The organism is Murimonas intestini (assembly GCF_024622195.1).
Lineage (GTDB): Bacteria > Bacillota > Clostridia > Lachnospirales > Lachnospiraceae > Murimonas > Murimonas intestini.
Genome location: NZ_JANKBI010000008.1, coordinates 146,148 through 165,188, shown reverse-complemented (window position 1 = coordinate 165,188; position 19,041 = coordinate 146,148). Strand labels below are relative to the sequence as shown.

Sequence of the window (19,041 nt, the reverse complement as noted above, 5' to 3'; positions counted from 1 at the left end):
TATTATGGGTAAAAAAATGACATTTGCGCTGTGTTTCTGTAACCGCGGCTTTATGCCGGGAGAATTGATCTACGGGGCCCGCGCGGACATGGTAAAGGCAGTAACAGAAGCAGGATATGATTATATTATTATGGATGAAAATGCGACCCGCTACGGCGGGGTTGAGACACGTGCAGAAGGGAAATTGTATGCACAGTGGCTGAAGGAGCATGACGGAGATTATGACGGCGTGATCTTCTCCATGCCTATTTTTGCAGACGAAAACGGAGCTATTGAGGCCTTGAAAGATGCAAACGTGCCGGTCCTGCTACAGGCATATCCGGATGAGATCGGTAAAATGGATTTTAATCACAGGCGTGACGCCTTCTGCGGTAAGTTTTCTGTGACAGATGTGTTTACCCAGTATGGAGTACCGTTTACTGTACTAAAGCCGCATGTCGTGCATCCGCTGTCACCGAAATTTGCTGAAAATCTGAGGGATTTTGCAGCTGTCTGCCGTGTGGTAAACGGGATGAAAAGATTTTCCATCGGGTGCATCGGAGCCAGGACTACCGCATTTAAGACAGTGCGCTTTGATGAGATCGCCATGCAGAAATATGGGATTACAGTAGAATCTTTTGATCTGTCCGAATTGTTTGAAAAAGTAAAGGCAAAACAAGATGATGACCCGGCTGTCCTGGCAAAGGCAGAAAGGCTGGAAAATTATACAGATTTTTCACTTGTTCCCAGAGAGAACAAATTCACTTTGGCCAAGATTTCAGTTGTTATTGACGAGTATATTGATGGATACCAGCTTGATGCCATTACCTTAAGATGCTGGAATGAGATGGAAACATATTTGCGTGTATGTCCATGTGTACTTTTAAGCGAATTAAACGACAGGGGCATTGTTGCATCCTGTGAGATTGATTTGTGTTCGGCAATTGTAATGCGGGCCATGAACCTGGCAAGCGAAATTCCAACTGCTGTACTGGACTGGAACAACAATTACGGTGATGAAGAGGACAAGGTCATACTGTTCCACTGCGGGCCGGTGGCACAGTCCCTGATGGCTGGCAGAGGAACGGTGACGAATCATAAAATGTTTGATAAGGGTGATCCGGGCTCAGGCTGGGGAAGCAACGAAGGACGAATCAAACCTATGGATGTCACTATCTCCAACTGCCAGACAAAGGATGGAAAAATTTTTGTCTATGCAAGTGAAGCAGAATTTACAGACGATATCATAGAGGATGCGTTCTTTGGGTGCGGCGGCGTTGCGAAGATTACAGACCTGCAGAACAAGCTGGTCAGGCTTACAAGAGGAGGATTTAAGCATCACACCGCAATTGGAGAAGGCCATATGAAGGAAATTCTGAAAGAGGCATTTACTACATATCTGAATTATGAGTGGGTTGATATTGATGGCTGACATTTTGTTTTAATTAACCTTTAAAATGGTGACGTACTTTCGTATGTTGCCATTTTTAAAAAGGCAGGTCAAAAGGAGGTATGGACAATAATGAAAATTGCAGGGCTGGATATTGGCACAACAGGATGTAAACTTACAGTTTTTGATGAGAACGGAAATTATTTAGATAAAGCGTACTGTGATTATCCGGTAACCAGAAAGGTCAGTGGCCACGAGATCGATGCCGCCGGTATCCTCAAAGGTGTGAAAAAGGTCATGAAGGAAATGGGCAGCCTGCATCCTGATATTGCCGGCATTGGTGTGACCAGCTTTGGTGAGACATTTGTCCTGACAGATGAAAAGGGCAGCCCTCTGTATCCGGCTATGCTTTATACGGATCCGAGAGGAGCGAAGGAGTGCAAAGAGCTGAAAGAAAAGTTAGGGGAAAAGCGGATCGCCGCCATCACCGGGGTCAACCCTCATGAGATGTACAGTGTTTCTAAAATGATGTGGCTGAAACGGCACGAGCCGGAAATATACGCTAAGGGTTCCCACCTGTTTTTAATTGAGGATTTTGTTGTATTTCATCTCACGGGCAGAGCCCAGATTGATTATTCTCTTGCAAGCCGCACCATGGCTTTTGATATCCGGCATCTGAGATGGAGCGATGAGATTTTAAGGGCAGCGGAAATTGACAGATCCCTGCTGTCTGATACAGTGCCTGCAGGGACAAGTGCGGGAAGTATTAGATCAGAAATTGCGGCAGCTGTGGGTCTGTCCGGGGATACTGTAATTGTCAGTATCAGCCATGACCAGGTCGCTGCGGCAGTGGGTGCGGGTGTATTTGATCCAGATATAGCTGTGGAAGGGGCTGGGACTGTAGAGTGTATCACACCTATATGTGATGGCCTTCCGGAGATTGAAACCATGAGTGCAGGCAATTATGCAGTGGTACCCTATGTCGTGCCCGGAAAATATGTATGTTATGCTTTTTCCTATACTGGCGGCGCGCTGATCCAATGGTGCGTGGATACAATTGCCAAGAAGGAAAAAGAACTGGCAGAAAAAGAGGGAATTTCAGCAAACACCTATCTGGAGCGGCAGGCAGAAAGCCCTACAGGTATACTGGTCCTTCCTCATTTTGCCGGGGCAGCCACACCATACATGGATACTAGTTCCAAAGGAGCCATTCTTGGGCTGACAGCAGATACCTCCGCGGCGGAGATCTACCGTGCCTGCATGGAGGGCGTAGGCTACGAGATGATGGTCAATATGGAATACCTTAAAAAATCCTGTGTGGATTTTAAAATGCTGCATGCAGCCGGGGGCGGCGCCAGATCGGCAGAATGGACACAGATGAAGGCGGACATGCTGAATATCCCGATTACAACTCTGGAGACGATGGATGCAGGCACCGTAGGAAGCGCCATGCTGACGGGGATCGTCACGGGCTGTTTCAAAAGTCTTAAGGATGCAGCAGAGAAAATGGTGGTAAAAAAGGAAGTATACCTTCCAAGGGCCAAAATGCATGAAAAATATGAAAAAGTATACAGACGTTACCGCGATGTCTACCATGCGGTACGGCCATTAATGTGAAGGGAGGAAAAACATGAACCCCTATATAGGAAATGAGTCACAGCTTTATGGAATAGAGGAACACCGCCTGTCAGGGGGCAGAGGCGATGGGATGCGCCTTCTTGAGGTGAATAATGGAAAAGGACTGGAACTGACAGTGTCTTTGGACAGGGCAGCAGATATATCACGCCTTCGTTTCCAGGGAATCAATATGAGCTATTTTTCCCCGTGCGGCTATGTAGCTCCTGCATATTATGATTCTGTTGGCAGTAACTGGCTGAATTCTTTTACAGCCGGTTTTTTGACAACCTGCGGCCTGCAGGCTGTCGGTACTCCCTGCGTGGATGAAGGGGAGGAGCTGCCTCTGCATGGTTCCATTGGCAATACACCGGCCGGGCACTCATATTGGACCAGGGAGGAGGGCTGCCTGGTAATAAAGGCAGTTGTGGAAGATGAGGTGATTTTTGGCAGAAAACTGCGCCTGAACAGGGAACTGCGCATCAGCCTTGAAGAAAACAGCTTTGTTATTACAGACACCATAGAAAACACCGGGGCGCGAAAAGAACCGATAGAGATCCTGTATCATATGAATATGGGCTATCCGCTGCTGGACGAGGACAGTGAGGTGGTAATACCGGCAGAATCAATAGTGCCGCGGGACGGACATGCCGCCGGGGATATAGAAAACTGCCTTAAGATGGAAAAACCCCAGGCAGGCTATGTGGAGAGATGCTATTATCACAAATTTAAGGATGCCGATGGCAGGGCATCTATTTATCAGCCGAAGCTGGGCTGTGGACTGGAGATTGCCTTTGATGCAGAAAAACTGGACGGATTTGTAGAATGGAAAATGATGGGCATCCGGGATTATGTGCTTGGCCTGGAATGCGGAAACTGTTATCCTGACGGGCGTGACATCATGCGAAAGACAGGGATGCTGAAATTCCTGGAGCCGGGCGGAAAAGCTGAGTACCAGGTAAAAGTAAACATATTCCAGAGGTAAAGCCAGGGCAGGGTATCAAGAGGCCGCCTTGTTGCTATTCACACGTCGTGGGACGGTGACGTGTGAACGGTAACCATATGTGTATCAGCAGAGAGAAAAACTTTCTTTATGTACATCCATTCCTATGTAAACTGTGCTATAATTCATTTGATGACCTCCTTTTGAACGCGGTAATTCCTGTTACCTTTGATGTTTTCCAACTCATAGTATACCGGTAAAACCACGTAGCTACAATTGGGGGTCATTACATATTGTCTGTAACGGTGCTTGCATCCTTTTTCAGAAATATTCTGGAAAAGACCCGGTATTCCAGGAAGGCGATGTATTTCGTATTGTAGTGCTGTTGGATGATAGATACTCTTTTGATATGGGGATCGGTTTAGAAACTAAAAGTGCGACTGATGCGACTAATCATGCGACTGATGCGACTAATCTTTCTGCTTTACTGTCGGAAGATGAGCAGAGTGTACTAAATGCTATACGGAGTAATCCGAAAATAACACAAAAACAGCTTCAAGAAGCTACTGGAATCACATTAAGAACTATCAAACGATTGTTGCCAAGACTTCAGGAAAAAGAAAAGGTTGAGGGATGAATCGCCAAAAACAAGCTTAACGGCAGTGGCGGGCATATATTCCCGACTGACATGAGGTCAAGACTTTCCGGGAACCGGATAAAAGTAAGCAAAGCTGCCGTGTCATTTTGAGTCATATATGGACTCAATATGTGGATTGAACAAACAGAATTGAACCTAAACAGATTATAGACCGGCTGGATAAGGAATCCATATGAAGGTGAGGGCTGAAAATGGCAGAGAAGTTAAGTGAGAGAGTACAGGATAAGGTAAGGGGATGCATGATCGGCGGAGCCGTGGGGGATGCATTGGGATATCCTGTAGAATTTATGGGATACAGGCAGATCATAGATAAATATGGGGAAGAGGGTATCAAAGAGTATACTTGTGACAGCCTTTCGGGCAAAGCCCTGATCTCAGATGACACACAGATGTCGCTGTTTACGGCGAACGGCATCCTGTTTGGTATTACCAGAGGGCACATGCGGGTGGCCCCGGTGGCTCTGTATTTCAGGGAAAAGCCCATAGAAGAGACTGACATGATCGGGGCCGGCGCGGCAGCCATCACCCATGGGCATCCGCTGGGATACATTTCAGCGGCAGTTCTGGTCCACATGATCAGCAGGATACTCAGAGGGGGATGTACAAATGGGGATAGCCTGCGGGATATAGTGATAGAGGCAAAGGATACAATGGCATCCATTTTTCCCGGCGAGCCATATTTGCGGCGGCTGAATAACGTCCTTGATAAGGCTGTGCACTTTTCGGGCAACAGCCGCAGTGATATAGAGAATATACGGGAGCTGGGAGAGGGCTGGGTGGCTGAGGAGACTCTTGCTATTGCCGTCTACTGCTGCCTGAGATACCCGGACGATTTTTCAAAGGCAGTCATTGCAGCTGTCAACCATGGTGGGGACAGCGATTCAACAGGCGCCGTGGCAGGAAATATTGCAGGAGCAATCTGCGGCTATGATAAGATACCGGATAAGTGGAAGGAAAAGCTGGAATTAGAGAAATTAATCCTGGAACTTTCTGATGATCTTTATATGGGCTGCCGGATCAATGAGTATACCGCCCAAGAAGACCCGGTATGGGTAAATAAGTATACACCTCCGTGCATCCCATAATTCAAATCCTCCGGATGGGCGTGCTGTGCACGATAAAGTACATTAATATTGAATGCGGATAAATATGAAAAAATATTGGAAAAAATTTTTAAACCTGAAGATACGTGATAAGATCCTATATTCGAATCTGACCATAATCCTGCTGATCTTCCTCGTGCTGGGAGTATCCATTTACAGGTTTTCAGGCCAGCTGGCTGTTGACTCCTTTAAAACCTATTCCAGTAAGCTTATGAACCAGCTGAGTATGAACCTGAGCAGCCATATAAATGATCTGGGCGATTTTGCGGCAGCCCAGTATATGAACTCTGCCATATCGGAATACCTGGACTATGATTCCAAGAAGGATTCAGTTAAAAAGCAGTACAGCAGAAAGAAATACATAGAGAGCTATGCCTACAACCTGATGAATTACAGGACAGAGGTCAAAATGGTGTCCGTGGAGGACAGTCATGGCTGCTTTTATACAAATATGAGGGAGCTGGAGGACCTGGCGCCTTCATCAGAAAAGCTGGCAGAGCTTGTGTCGTATGACCAGGCTGTTGAGGCGCGGGGCAGACTTGTATGGCATGCATATGATGAGAAGATGATCCTGGCCAGCCGCGTATTATATGACAGGAATACCATGCAGACGGCAGGGATCATGACTCTCGGCGTGGATAAGAGATTTTTTGAAGAAATATATGCAGGTATATCAGATAATAAGATAAACGGGCTGGTCCTGCTTGACCAGGATGGGAACGTGCTTCTCTCCACTAATGATGAGAGCAGAGCGTTTGCAGAGGCTGTCATCAAAAAGGAAAAGCTGTCACAGGAGTCAGACAGGGAGATATATTACCAGTTCCAGAAATATATCTACTCACTCAAAAAGACGCAGAAGGATAATCTGTATATTATGAACATAGTCAATCAGGAGAGGCTGATGTCTGATACAAAGGAGATATTCAGGCCGTTTTTATATGCCTCAGCCCTGGCCATCGTCCTGGCTGTGATACTGTCCGGACTCCTCTCATCCACCATGTCTAAGAACATCAAGCTGCTCCTTCAGAAGATACAGAGCTTTTCCAAGGGGGATTTCTCCAACCGTATTGAGCCGGACACACGTGATGAGATCGGTGAGCTTTCTATTGAGTTCAACAAGATGTCAGACGAGATCCAGTGCCTGCTGGAGGATATAGCAGAGGAAAAGCTGAAGAATAAAGACGCGGAGATCAAAGCGCTGCAGTCCGAGTATGATTCACTGCAGGCAAAGATAAATCCTCATTTTCTCTACAACACCCTGGAGAGCATCAACAGCATGGCAAAGATAGATGGGGAGGAGGAAATAGCGCGTGCTATCCAGCTTCTGGGGAATTATCTCAGGGATACCATAAGCAGGGAAAACAGGTTTATCACTCTTGGACAGGAGCTGGAAAATGTGATGGACTATGCGGGAATCCAGCAGATAGTCCACGGGGACAGGCTGCAGTTTGAGGTAAATGCAGATGAAATACTCCTGGATGCCATTGTTCCCAAGCTGATACTTCAGCCCCTGGTGGAAAACGCCATTGTACACGGCCTGGAGCCGAAATGCGGAAAGGGACGGATTGAGATAGAGATCAAATGCAGCAATAAAGACCTCTGTATCTATATCAGGGACGACGGTGTGGGTATCAGGCCTGACAGGCTAGAAAACAATATGATCGTGGAGCAGGAAAAGACATCGGGCCATTCCCATGTGGGAATATGGACGGTTCATAAGAGGCTCCAGATCCTGTATGGTGAAGAGTATGGTATCATGGTGGAGAGCCGTGAGGAGGAAGGAACTACCATTTTAGTGAAGCTTCCGATTATATTCGAGGGGGATGAAGATGTATAAAGTAGTCATAGCTGATGATAACAATCTGATACGGGAGGCCCTGAAGAAGACCATACCATGGAGCCGGCTGGACTGCGTAGTCGCAGCAGAGGCGGAGGATGGGATAGAAGAGAAAGAGGCCATATTAAAATACCGCCCTGATATCATACTGACAGATATTAAAATGCCGGGTATGGACGGCCTTGAGGTCACGGAGTATCTGAAGAACCGGAAGATAGAGACAAAGGTCATCCTGATCACAGGATATAATGACTTCCAGTATGCCCAGAAAGCTGTCAAGCTGGGGGTCTTTGACCTTGTGCTGAAACCAATACAGGACGGGGAGCTCATAAAAATACTGGAGCGTGCCATCGGAGAGATCAAAAAAGAGAAAAAGCTGCGCATCTTCCAGGAACAGCTTGTGGAAGAGAATATCCATTATAAAGAGCGGATCGAGGATGCAGACAGGGTCATGAGGGTACAGGCGCTTAAGGACCTGGCCCAGGGGCACAGGGCGGAAGGCCAGAGGTATGAAGATATTCTGGGATGTGCGGACAAACGGTGCATCTATGTGGCCGGCCGGCTCCGCACACTTGATGAAGAGTGCGGAAAGAAGGCGCTGGAAAGGATCGTGGAGGTCATAAGCAGAAGATCCTGGGAATGTATCTGTATAGAGCAGCGCTCCGGCAGGGAGATAGAGCTTCTTTTTCTTCCTGATAAGCAGGACAGTGCTTCCATGATAGATATACGGATGAAGAACAGGCTCAGGGAACTGGCAGGGATAGTGGAAAAGGAGTGCGGCACCTCTGTATGCTTCTCTGTGAGCAGCCTTTCAGAAGGACTGGGAAATCTGAAGGAGATGAGGGATCAGGCTCTGGATATACTGGAGGAAAACTTTTTTTCTGCCAGGGAACAGGTGCTCTTCTGCCGCTATTATAACACCGCAGCGGCCGGGGAGGGAGATGCGGCCTTTAAGGATATCGAAAATTTCCACAGGATCATTGCTCATGGGGAGAGTGAGGATATTGACCGGGAGGTGGAGAAGCTGCTGGAAAAGCTGGAGCAGATCACCTGCGGGAATGAGTTCAGGATAAAGTGTTTTTTAAGTGAGATATGCATAACCATGTACAGGAAATACTATCTGGGCAGGCTTCCGGGGAATGAGAGAAAGAAAAATATTAATGATATCCTGAGTGAGATCAATAAGCTGGAGGATATGGGGCAGACAAGGAAGTATCTGCTGGAGCTGGCCCGGAGGCTGCAAAGGACCAGCCGGGAGGAGAAAGAGTATGAAAACCCCATTGCCGGTGAAGCGGTAGTCTATATCAGGGAGCGCTATTCTGATACAGAGCTGTCACTTACCTCAGCGGCGGAGGCCCTAAATGTTAATTCTTCTTATCTGAGCAGGCTGCTGAAAAAAGAGACAGGGATGAATTTTATCGATATACTGACTTCTGTTCGTCTGGAAAAGGCAAAGCAGCTGCTGGAGGACGGCAGCAAGGCTACAGTGGTGGGGGGAATGGTGGGCTATAAAGACTATTCTTATTTTTACCAGGTATTTAAGAAGGTGGAAGGCGTATCCCCCACAGAATATAAGAAAAAGGCAAGGTAGGCAAAATAACTAATATTTAGTAAAATTATATATATAGATGGGAACAGGGGATTTCCTGTAAAATAGTCACAAACCAGAAAAGTGGTTTGTGGCTTTTTAAATTTGGAGGAGGAAAAAATGAGAGAAAAAAACAGTCTGAAACTGCGCGGCAGGCAGATCCACCTGGATTTCCATACAAGCCCGCTGATACCCGGAGTAGGAAAGGAATTTGACGCCAGGGAGTTTGCATCTGTCCTGAAAAAAGCACATGTGGATTCCGTGACATGCTTTGCCAGATGCCATCACGGGATGCTGTACTATGACTCTAAGCGTTTCCCTGAAAGAGTGCATCCGGGCCTGGAAAATAAAAATATGCTAAAAGAGATGATTGAGGAATGCCACAGGGTGGGGATCAAGGTGCCAGTCTATACAACAGTACAGTGGGATTATTATACTGCCATGGAGCATCCAGAGTGGCTGGCTATGGATGAGCATGGGATGCAGATAGGGCAGGAGCCTTATGAGGCAGGTTTTTACCAGACTCTCTGCGTCAATACAGGATATAAGGAGTTTTTAAAAGAGCATATCGCTGAACTGCTGGAGGAGCTGGACGTGGACGGCATTTTTCTGGATATCCTGTATCCCCGTGACTGCTCATGCCATGTGTGCAGGCGGGAGATGGAGAGGGCTGGGATAGATGTGAAAGATCCCGCCAGACGCCTGGCATATGGCCAGAAAATGATAGATGACTTTAAGTTTGAGATAAGTGAGTTTATCAGAAGCTTCAGGAAAGATGTCAGCATCTTTTATAATACAAGCCATATAGGAGTAAAGCAGCGCCCTGTCCTGGATGCATATACACATCTGGAGCTGGAATCCATTCCGGGGGGCTGGGGGTATGTGCATTTTCCTGTTACTATGCGCTATGCCAGAACACTGGGGCTGGACTGTGTATCCCACACAGGGGGCTTTCACGTGGAGTGGGGGGACCTTCATTCCTTTAAGACACAGGAAGCGCTGGAATACGAATGCTTCAGGATGCTGGCAATGGGCTGCAAGTGCCTTGTGGGAGACCAGATGGAGGCGGACGGGAAGCTGCTGGAGCCTCTCTACGAGAAGATCGGAAAAGTATATGAAAGGGTAGAAGCGCTTGAGCCCTGGTGCGATGACGCAGTACAGGTCACGGAAGCCGCTGTGCTGACACCTGAGGAATTCCATGGGGGAGACAGGGGGCACTTAAATGCCAGCCTCATGGGACTGGAAAATATGTTTGACAAGCTGGCCCTGCAGTTTGATATCATTGATTCTCAGGCTGATTTTGAGCGCTATCCCCTTCTGATCCTGCCGGACAATATTCCTGTGGATGAAAGGCTGAAGAAAAAGCTGGACAGCTATCTGGAATCAGGAGGCAGGATGATCATTACATTTGAGTCAGGTTTTGCAGAAGACGGGGAAAGGTATATGCTCTGCAGGGAGACTGGAATTGAGGCTCTGAGGGCGCCCCTTCGGACCTCTGAAGGCGGTCTGGCAAGAGGGATCATAACAAATTCAAATGACTATGCGGAATATATAATGCCCGGGGAGGTGATAGGGAAAAGACTTCCTAAAACGGAGCATGTCATGTATGCAAAGGGAGTTGAGGTGGCCAGGACCGCGGGGGATGTCCAGGTGATGGCACGATTTGTGCCTCCGTATTTTTACAGGAGCTTTGAACACTTCTCTTCCCACAGGCAGGCGCCGTCCACACACAGGCTGTCAGATCCTGCCATTATCCGCAGGGGAAATGTGATCTATTTTGCCAGCCCGGTATTTGCTATATATAACGCCAGGGCGCCCAGATGGTGCCTGGAAATGATGAACGATGCTGTCATGGAGCTGTTGGGAAAGAAGATGGTCGTGCATGACGGGCCTTCTACTTTGTTTGCATCCTTAAATGTCCAGGAGGAGAAGAAACGTTATATCCTGCATCTGCTGCATTATATTCCTGAGAAGATTGCTGAGGACCTGCACACAGTAGAGGATGTGATACCGATCAGTGACCTTCATATTAAACTGAATCTGGACAAAGAGGCAGAATCCGCAGTTCTGGTTCCCGAAGGAAAGCCCCTGGATATCAGAGCAGGGGATGGGAGCGTGGAGTTTACCCTGCCCAGGCTGGAAGGATATCAGGCAGTTGAGATCAGGTTCCGGGATTAGAAATTTGAGTTAAAATATCTAATAGAAAGTCAAAAAATTATAATAGTTTGTATGAACTTAAAGAAGTACAATCTAAACATAAAATAAAGGAGGACGGATATATGAAGAAAAAAATGGCAGTTATGTTATCAGCGGCAATGGCTGCAGGACTTCTGGGAGGCACAAGCGTGCAGGCCAGCGAGGGTGAGGAGGTTACTGTAACTATTTTCCACCACATTGAGGAGCAGTCATCCAGAGACGGTATGGAGGAAGTCTGCAAAGCCCTGGAGGAGAAGTATCCGGGCGTCAAGTATGAGCTTCAGGGCCTGGACAACAGCCAGTATGACAATATGCTCAAGACGAAGCTGGCCGGCGGCGATGCGCCTGACGTGATCCTGGGTACCCCTAAAAGATATATAGAGCTTATAAATGCAGGCCATATCCAGGATATCACAGATCAGGAATTCCTGAAGGATTTTGATCCTGACCTGATCGAGTCCATGAAGATTGACGGAAAGGTATATTCAGTGCCGTACAGCGGTGACGGCATGGGTGTCTTCTACAACAAGAAGGTATTTGAGGATAATGGAATTGAGATCCCCAAGACTCATGAGGAGATGATGGCTGCAGCCCAGAAGATCCAGGATACAGGCATCTATGCATTTGCAAGAGGATTCCAGGATGGCTGGCCGGCACAGTGTGAGATCCAGGCTGACCTGTATGGAACATTCCTGGAGGAAAACCCTGATTTCTTTGAAAAGATAGCTGTTGGGGAAAAGAAATTTGCTGATTATCCGGGATTTAAGGAAGTGATGGAGCGTACAGCTGAGAGGCTTTCTTTTGAGAGCGGCGATGAGTTCGGAACAGACGCTGCAAAGGCAAGGGCAATGCTGATCAATGGAAAAGCCGGGATGTTCATCGGCGGTACATGGGACGTTACAGAGTTTATCAACGCCGGCGCTGACAATGAGATTGGATTCTTTGCACTTCCGGGAAATACAGAAGGCAATGCTGTTCTGGGAATCGCTCCTGCAGGCTGCTATATGGTGACAAGCGCATCTGAACATAAAGAAGAAGCCATCCATTTTATTGAGTTCCTGACCTCTGATGAAGGTGTGGCCATCATGAGTAAGTATGCAGCCTTCGTGCCGTTCCAGGCAGGCGATGACACAGCAGATATGTCTCCGCTTATTAAAGACTGGGTCAGCATTATTGAAGAAGGAAATTATTATAACTATGAAAGCAGAGAGATCTTCGTAGGGCAGCAGAACTCTACATTCAGGACATGGCAGGAAGAATTTGCCGCAGACGAGGAGAGAAATGTGGATGAATATATCGAAAAGCTGGACGAGCAGTTTGCAGCGATCGATTAATATGTAACCAGGGCAAATTACACTGCCCGTAAAAGAGAAGGATGCCGCAGCGGTTCATATACCCTTGCGGCATTCGGTTTAAGAGGAGTGCAGCCATGACAATAAAATTGAAAAAGAGACTGACCAATCTGGCATTTCTTCTGCCCGCACTGCTGCTGTTCGGCACCATGGTGGTCCTGCCCTTTATCAGCGGGGCGAAGATTTCCTTTACAGACTGGGACGGTTTTTCGGAAGTATATAATTTTGTGGGGATGAAGAATTACCTGAAGATATTTAAAGACCCTACGATTGGAGAACCAATTAAGAATTCTTTATTTTTTACAGCTGTGACAGTGATCGGGAACAATCTGTTCGGACTCCTGCTGGCTATGGCATTAAAGAAAAATACCAGGGTAAACCGTATTTTCAGGACATTTGTCTTCATGCCCTTTATTATCAGCCTTGTTCTGACAGGGTTTATCTGGTCCTATATCTACAGCGATGTATTTTATGAGCTGCTGGGCATCAAGAGCCTTCTGGGCAATAAGAAGACAGTTATGCTGGGTATCTGCATAATGGGCATGTGGCGTGATATAGGGTATGCCATGCTGATCTATCTGGCGGGCCTGAATGCCATCTCAGATACATACTACGAGGCGGCAGAGATTGACGGGGCCGGGCCTTTTACTAAATTCCGGTATGTGACCCTTCCCATGATAGCTCCGGCCATGACCATTAATATCACCTTATTCCTGGGGTGGGGCCTGAAAGTATTTGACTATGCAATGACAGTGACCCATGGGGGCCCCGGGCGGGCATCAGAGACGTTTGCACTGTATGTCTATAATTACACCTTCCCATATAATAAAGCCGGTTACGGACAGGCGGCAGCTATTGTCATGATGGCGGCCATTGTGGTCATAACAGGCATTGTGACATTCTTCCTCAGAAGGCGGGAGGTGGATCTATGACAAAGCGTAAAATAACAGGCCCCAAGCCTGTCATATTTTTTCTTTTAAAGTTAACTGTTATCATGTTTTTTATTGCACCATTTTATATTTCCATCGTATATGCGGTAAAATCTCCTGAGGAAACTATCAAAACAGGGCTGGCATTCCCCACAGGGATATACTGGGAGAACTTCACAGAAGCTGTCAGAGTCTCAAATTTTTTTAGCGCCGCGAAGAACAGCGTGATAGTGACAGCTGCCTGTGTGCTCATTCTCATGGTGGTATGTACTATGGCAGCATATGTGATCGCCAGAAATTTAAAGTCCAGGCTGTATTCGGGAATGTACTACTTTTTCCTGGCAGCTATCATGCTTCCTTTCCAGGTAGTGATGATGCCGCTCTATGTACAGCTGAAGAATATGGGGCTGCTGAATACGAGGATCGGCCTGATCCTGACCATCAGCGGATTTCAGACAGCATATAATATCTTTGTGTATGTGGGATTTATCAGGACAATACCTGTGGAGATGGAGGAAGCGGCCTACATTGACGGCGCAGGCAAGTTCTATACCTTCTGGAAGATCGTATTCCCGCTCATGAAGCCAATCATATCCTCAACGCTTGTGCTGAACGCGCTGACTGTGTGGAATGACTTTACAACATCCCTGATCATAGCCCAGAGGCCGGAGGTCAGGACCATACCGCTGACACAATACTTTTTCTTTGGAGAATATAATATTGAATTAAATATGGCGTTTGCAGCCTTTGTAATGGCAATGATCCCGATCATTATACTTTACCTGCTCATGCAGAAGTATATCATAGGCGGCGTAATGGCCGGCGCAGTGAAAGGATAGGGGAGAAATTTATGGGAGAAGGATACAGAGAGATAAAGAAGTGTACAGGGCTGGAGGGGGAGGATTTTGGATATATAAAGTATCCCCGGGCAGAGCCGCCGTTCCCCGGATCAGATTATATTACAGGAGTAAAATTTGACAGGGTCAGGTATCACTGCGGCGAGGGAGATATGTGGCCTGTCACCTGGGCAGAGGACGGCTGCCTTTACGGGGCTGCCGGAGATAACAAAGGCGTGCCTATGAATTTCTGGAAGATATCATCATCAGGAGCATTCGGAGCCAGGACAGATTCACTTGACTTCGGGAAGCTCACAAATACGGGTGACTGGACCCTGGATGTGCAGAATCCGGAACCGGTAAAGTACAGGGAATATGCCCTTGATAAAAGCGCAGAGGGAATCAAGCCTGCGGGGCTGCTGGACATAGGAGGGAAACTTTTTATGTCAGTTGAGATCCATAATTATGGAGACTGCCCCAGATTCAACAGGCAGAAAAACCTGCACGGGTGGATCGTGACATCAGATGACTGCGGAAAGACATGGAATACGGATGCCACACCGCCTGACTTTTTTACAGGAAAGCTCTCGTCGTGCCATTTCCTGCAGTTTGGAAGAGGCTACAGGGGTGCCAGGGACGGATACGTATATGCTTATTTTCCATACGATGAAGACGGGTGCAGCTACTGGGAGAACGGGGACGGGCTGCTTCTGGGAAGAGTATTAAAGGAAAAGATATTGCAGAGGGAGGAATGGGAATTTTATGCAGGAGGAGATGACAACGCCTGCTGGGATAAATCAGAGGATAAGGCTGTGCCGGTCTTCCAGTATTATAAAATGACAGGTGAGAACCATGTATCTTACAATCCGGGAATCGGCAGGTATATCATGGGAAATTACGGGTTCGTGGATGAAGAGCTGCTGCCCAGGCCTGTACATCAGATGAAATGGCCCCAATCACATATCAGCCAGCTTACCTTATATGAATCAGAACATCCATGGGGGCCATGGAAACTGTTTTACCGTGATGACAACTGGGGGACATACGGGGACTACCAGCCGTCCTTCCCCACAAAATGGATGAGCGGGGACGGCCGTTTAATGTGTATGGTATCCTCTGGCTCCTGGGATGATTATAATTTTGTTGTACAGAAGATGGCTGTCATGTGCAGAGAGGATAGATCGTTTCCTCTTGGGGCGCGGTATTTTGAGTTTCTTGACATTTAGTTTTGGACTGGGGGCTCCGGTTAATATCGGATAGCCCCCTTTTTGGTTTAAGATAAAGCTGAACTTGTATTTTTTTTATACACCGCTGTCATCATTCAGTTCAAACAGATTGCCTTCCGGGTCTCTAAAATAAGTACAGCGCATTCCCCATTCTTCAATGTACTGGGGTTCGCCAAGAAACGTCACGCCAGTTTCCTTCAGACGCAGGTAGTCCCCGTCTAAGTCAGGAGAAGGGATGACTGCCACAACTGTATCCGGCTGTGAGCAGGAGTCAGGCTGCTCATATCCCCGGAACATGGGCATATTCTCACCAGAAAAGATGGCAAAGCAAGGGGGCATGCCGTCGCTTACGGCAAAAGAAGTATAGGGACCGTTTCTGTCCCCCCAAACTGGAACCAGGCCCATTTTTTCAGTATAGAAGTCGAAACATTCTCCATAATTTTTCCGTACCAGTATACGGATTGTTGTTTGATCAAATTTCATTTTTACAGTTCCTTTCGTTTTATTTTTATTATAAATCAGTATTTTGCTATTTCACTGTAAAAATCGGACATGTTTGTTCTGTATTCCTGGGGAGTCACACCACATACGATCCTGAAGTCTTTTACAAAGTGAGAAACATCATAATAGCCGAGTTTCTCACATATGAAAGCTAATGAATTTGTCTTTTCATTCAAAAGCTGAATAGATTTATTTATCCTCACCAGCCTGGAGAAGGATTTCATGCTCATGCCGAGATACTGGTTAAACAGCCGGTTCAGATGCCTTGGACTATAAAAAACATTATTTATAATCTCTGCAGATGTCAGAACACCCTCCATCTGTATAATGGTATTCATAGCATGTTCAAGCTCCCCGGGATACTGGAACTGAATATTCAGGATCAGATATTTTTCCGCCTCAGATAATAATTCATCTACAGATAAGGCACTTAAAAGAAGTTTTCTCATTGCATTATCCAATGAACTGTGAACCTGTGAGAAAGGCAGGATCTTATCAGTCAGTTCCTTTTGGTTTATTTTTACAAAGGGATAAAAACCTGCCGGCTGAAATTCTATGATAAAAATAACATCGCATTTATTTGCAATATCGCCTACTCTTGCTGGCTTTGTTAATGGACCGAATAAAAAACTATAAAGTACGGTTTCATAACTAAATAGCACGAGCGTAACGCTTCCATGAGGCATAACGGTATAATCATCCGATATTGTTGATTTATCAGGGAAGCTGACCGTGAAATTTGATATTAAGATCTGAAGCTGCTCACAGGGCAGCAAATAGGCAAAATCTTCTTCGCGGGTAAGTATCTTTCTGTTCCCGGATATATTCATTAAACTGCTTCTATTTATCATTACAGACATGTCCTTTTTGTATTTACTAAGGAAAATCAATGATTTAAATTAATGTTATTTAGGAACCGGATGGTGACTAACCCTCCGGAACTGCAGTTGCCCAGTTCCAGGTGTCCGGCATGTGCTTTTATTACCTGTGATGCAAACCACAGGCCAAGGCCATTGTGGCCGTCGGCGCTGCGCGCAGCATCATCACGCCACAGGCGCTCTGCAGCATGATGCAAAGCAGCCGTACCAAAGCCCGGGCCTTCATCACGCACAGTGACCTGCCAGCCTCCATCTGTCATACTGCCTTCCAAATAAACACATCTGCCAGCCGGTGTGTGCTCGATGGCATTCTGCACCACATTGCCTATGGCACGTAGTAAATGATCCTTTTGAATGGATGCTTTTCCCTCCAGTCTATTTATGATCTGCAGGGAAACGCCCCTGGATTCTGCTATGGACTTTGAACTCTGGAAAAGTTCATTAAACATGGCGGGCAGGCAGACGATTTCAAAAGACTCATCCGCGCCTGCGGAGGTTTCGAGAAGGGCGGCAACATACTGTTTGGCCCGTTCATTGCTTGCCGCTATAGTTTCTGCCATTTTCCGGCAGTTTTTGGGCAGCTCTTCTTCCAAAAGAAGCTCTGCGTTTCCTCCCGTCAGGGTAAGGGGCGTTTTTAGATCATGCGCCAGTGCAGCTATTTCCGCCTCACGTTTTTGCTGTGCAGCCCACTGGGAGGACAGGGAATCATACAATGCCTCCCTCATATGCTCCATAGCATCCAGCGCCCGGTCATATTCCTTTATGCCTGCGTGGGGGATTACAAAATCCAGTTCCTGCGCGCCGACCTTCGCACTTACTTCGCTGAACAGCTTCAGTCTTGAAGCCAGACAGCCCCGGAGCCACAGAATGTTAAACACCAGGCAGAGCAGCAATGCCGCACCAAGTGCGGCTAATCCCAGATATTCAGCTGGGGGCAGCATATTGCGCAGCACAGGGTCGGCAAATTCCGCTCTGTAATGCCAGCGTAAGATCACTGTACTTCCATCCGCATAAGTATGGCGGAGAAAATGTATGTCGTTTAGTTCCCCTTGTAACTTGCCGGCTAGGCTCTTTAGCTTCTTTCCGTCTGTGCTGCTTTCCAGCAGCCTGCCGTTTTTGTCAAACAAAGCGTACTCCGGCAGAAAATCATCTCCGGGGGAAATAAAGGTTTCCGGGTCTCCTGACAGCATTTTCTCCGCCTGCTGGTTGGAGACGGCTCCCTGATAAATGACACCTGTGTTTTGAAGACGCACCTGGATGACGTACCATGCCAGGCAGCATAACAGCATACAGCCCAGCATGACTATGGCAAATCGCAGAAGAACGAAGGAAAGGCTCACAGAACGTTGTCTTTTCGCCATTTATAGCCCACCCCCCAAACAGTTTCTATGGGGCTTAAGTCCCTGTCCTTTAATTTAGAGCGGATATTTTTGATATGCTCCGCAATAGATGAGGAATCACCCTCGGCGTCAAAGCCGAAAATGGCCTCATATAATTGTTCTTTAGTAAACACCTGTCCGGCATGCAGGGCCAGATGCTCACAGATGGCGTATTCTCCCTTAGTAAAGGGCAGAGTGTGTCCGCCTGCCGCCGCAGCTTTTGCCTGCATGTCAAAGCGCACGCCGCACCGGTTCAGCGTATGTGACGGCTGGCGTATTTCCCTCCGCAGATGGGCGTTTACACGTGCACGCAGTTCTGCAATGCTGAAAGGTTTTTTAATGTAATCATCAGCGCCCAGGCCAAAGCCCTGTACAAGGGCAGAGTCTTCCGCTTTGGCTGTCAGGAACAGGATGGGGCAGTCCACCTCGGAGCGTATACGGCTGCAGAGGGAAAATCCATCTTCACCTGGCATCATCACATCAAGCAGCAGAAGATCGTACAGACGGCATCTGGCTGGAGTTACAGCTGAGGCATCCGCCTCGGTGTCTACCTGGTGGCCGTCCTTTTCAAGAGCTGTACGTACCAGCGCCAGCATATCAAGGTCATCATCGACAACTAAGAGTTTCGGCAT

Annotated in this window: 16 protein-coding genes; 12 read left to right on the top strand and 4 right to left on the bottom strand. The window is 47.3% G+C overall.

The genetic code is table 11. From position 1 onward, the window contains the following. Nucleotides 1-4: 4 nt before the first annotated feature. From NSB28_RS13365 to NSB28_RS13315, 12 genes are all read left to right on the top strand, one after another. Nucleotides 5-1,411 (top strand): L-fucose/L-arabinose isomerase family protein, encoded by a 1,407-nt coding sequence (locus tag NSB28_RS13365; RefSeq protein WP_109625825.1) that lies wholly within the window; start codon nucleotides 5-7, stop codon nucleotides 1,409-1,411. 90 nt (nucleotides 1,412-1,501) lie between these two features. Next, nucleotides 1,502-2,986: an FGGY-family carbohydrate kinase gene (locus tag NSB28_RS13360; protein WP_109625824.1), complete on the top strand. Its 1,485-nt coding sequence runs from the start codon at nucleotides 1,502-1,504 to the stop codon at nucleotides 2,984-2,986. A 13-nt stretch (nucleotides 2,987-2,999) separates the two neighbouring features. Beyond that, entirely contained in the window at nucleotides 3,000-3,968 is a 969-nt protein-coding gene (locus tag NSB28_RS13355; RefSeq protein ID WP_109625823.1) for an aldose 1-epimerase family protein, read from the top strand. Nucleotides 3,969-4,335: 367 nt separating this feature from the next. Further along, entirely contained in the window at nucleotides 4,336-4,563 is a 228-nt protein-coding gene (locus tag NSB28_RS25140) for a helix-turn-helix transcriptional regulator (RefSeq protein ID WP_416388932.1), read from the top strand. A gap of 212 nt (nucleotides 4,564-4,775) precedes the next feature. Then, nucleotides 4,776-5,669, top strand: coding sequence for an ADP-ribosylglycohydrolase family protein (locus NSB28_RS13350; protein ID WP_109625821.1), 894 nt, complete (start codon nucleotides 4,776-4,778; stop codon nucleotides 5,667-5,669). A 64-nt stretch (nucleotides 5,670-5,733) separates the two neighbouring features. Next, nucleotides 5,734-7,524 carry a sensor histidine kinase gene (locus tag NSB28_RS13345; protein ID WP_187374390.1) on the top strand — a complete coding sequence of 597 codons (1,791 nt, stop codon included), beginning with the start codon at nucleotides 5,734-5,736 and terminating at the stop codon, nucleotides 7,522-7,524. Then, a complete protein-coding gene (locus NSB28_RS13340) occupies nucleotides 7,517-9,115 on the top strand; it encodes a response regulator transcription factor (protein WP_257497789.1) in 1,599 nt (532 codons plus the stop codon). Before NSB28_RS13345 ends, NSB28_RS13340 begins: the two co-directional genes overlap by 8 nt. A gap of 117 nt (nucleotides 9,116-9,232) precedes the next feature. Beyond that, nucleotides 9,233-11,290: an alpha-amylase family protein gene (locus NSB28_RS13335; RefSeq protein WP_109625818.1), complete on the top strand. Its 2,058-nt coding sequence runs from the start codon at nucleotides 9,233-9,235 to the stop codon at nucleotides 11,288-11,290. A gap of 101 nt (nucleotides 11,291-11,391) precedes the next feature. Further along, nucleotides 11,392-12,642, top strand: a complete 1,251-nt coding sequence (locus NSB28_RS13330) for an ABC transporter substrate-binding protein (protein ID WP_109625817.1) — start codon at nucleotides 11,392-11,394, stop codon at nucleotides 12,640-12,642. A gap of 95 nt (nucleotides 12,643-12,737) precedes the next feature. Further along, complete coding sequence (locus tag NSB28_RS13325) at nucleotides 12,738-13,592, top strand: carbohydrate ABC transporter permease (protein WP_109625816.1); 855 nt, start codon at nucleotides 12,738-12,740, stop codon at nucleotides 13,590-13,592. After that, nucleotides 13,589-14,428 (top strand): carbohydrate ABC transporter permease, encoded by an 840-nt coding sequence (locus NSB28_RS13320; protein ID WP_109625815.1) that lies wholly within the window; start codon nucleotides 13,589-13,591, stop codon nucleotides 14,426-14,428. Before NSB28_RS13325 ends, NSB28_RS13320 begins: the two co-directional genes overlap by 4 nt. Nucleotides 14,429-14,439: 11 nt before the next feature. Beyond that, a complete protein-coding gene (locus tag NSB28_RS13315; protein ID WP_109625814.1) occupies nucleotides 14,440-15,651 on the top strand; it encodes a DUF4185 domain-containing protein in 1,212 nt (403 codons plus the stop codon). Between the two features lie 75 nt (nucleotides 15,652-15,726). On the opposite strand, the gene NSB28_RS13310 is transcribed toward NSB28_RS13315, so the two are convergent. From NSB28_RS13310 to NSB28_RS13295, 4 genes are read right to left on the bottom strand one after another with little or no spacing between them, the layout of a single operon-like run. After that, nucleotides 15,727-16,134 (bottom strand): VOC family protein, encoded by a 408-nt coding sequence (locus NSB28_RS13310; RefSeq protein WP_109625813.1) that lies wholly within the window; start codon nucleotides 16,132-16,134, stop codon nucleotides 15,727-15,729. A 35-nt stretch (nucleotides 16,135-16,169) separates the two neighbouring features. Beyond that, a complete protein-coding gene (locus tag NSB28_RS13305) occupies nucleotides 16,170-17,003 on the bottom strand; it encodes a helix-turn-helix domain-containing protein (RefSeq protein WP_109625812.1) in 834 nt (277 codons plus the stop codon). Nucleotides 17,004-17,038: 35 nt separating this feature from the next. After that, nucleotides 17,039-18,391 carry a sensor histidine kinase gene (locus tag NSB28_RS13300; protein WP_109625811.1) on the bottom strand — a complete coding sequence of 451 codons (1,353 nt, stop codon included), beginning with the start codon at nucleotides 18,389-18,391 and terminating at the stop codon, nucleotides 17,039-17,041. Continuing rightward, on the bottom strand, nucleotides 18,367-19,041 hold the full coding sequence (locus tag NSB28_RS13295) for a response regulator transcription factor (protein ID WP_109625810.1): 675 nt from the start codon (nucleotides 19,039-19,041) through the stop codon (nucleotides 18,367-18,369). The genes NSB28_RS13300 and NSB28_RS13295 overlap by 25 nt, the downstream gene beginning before the upstream one ends.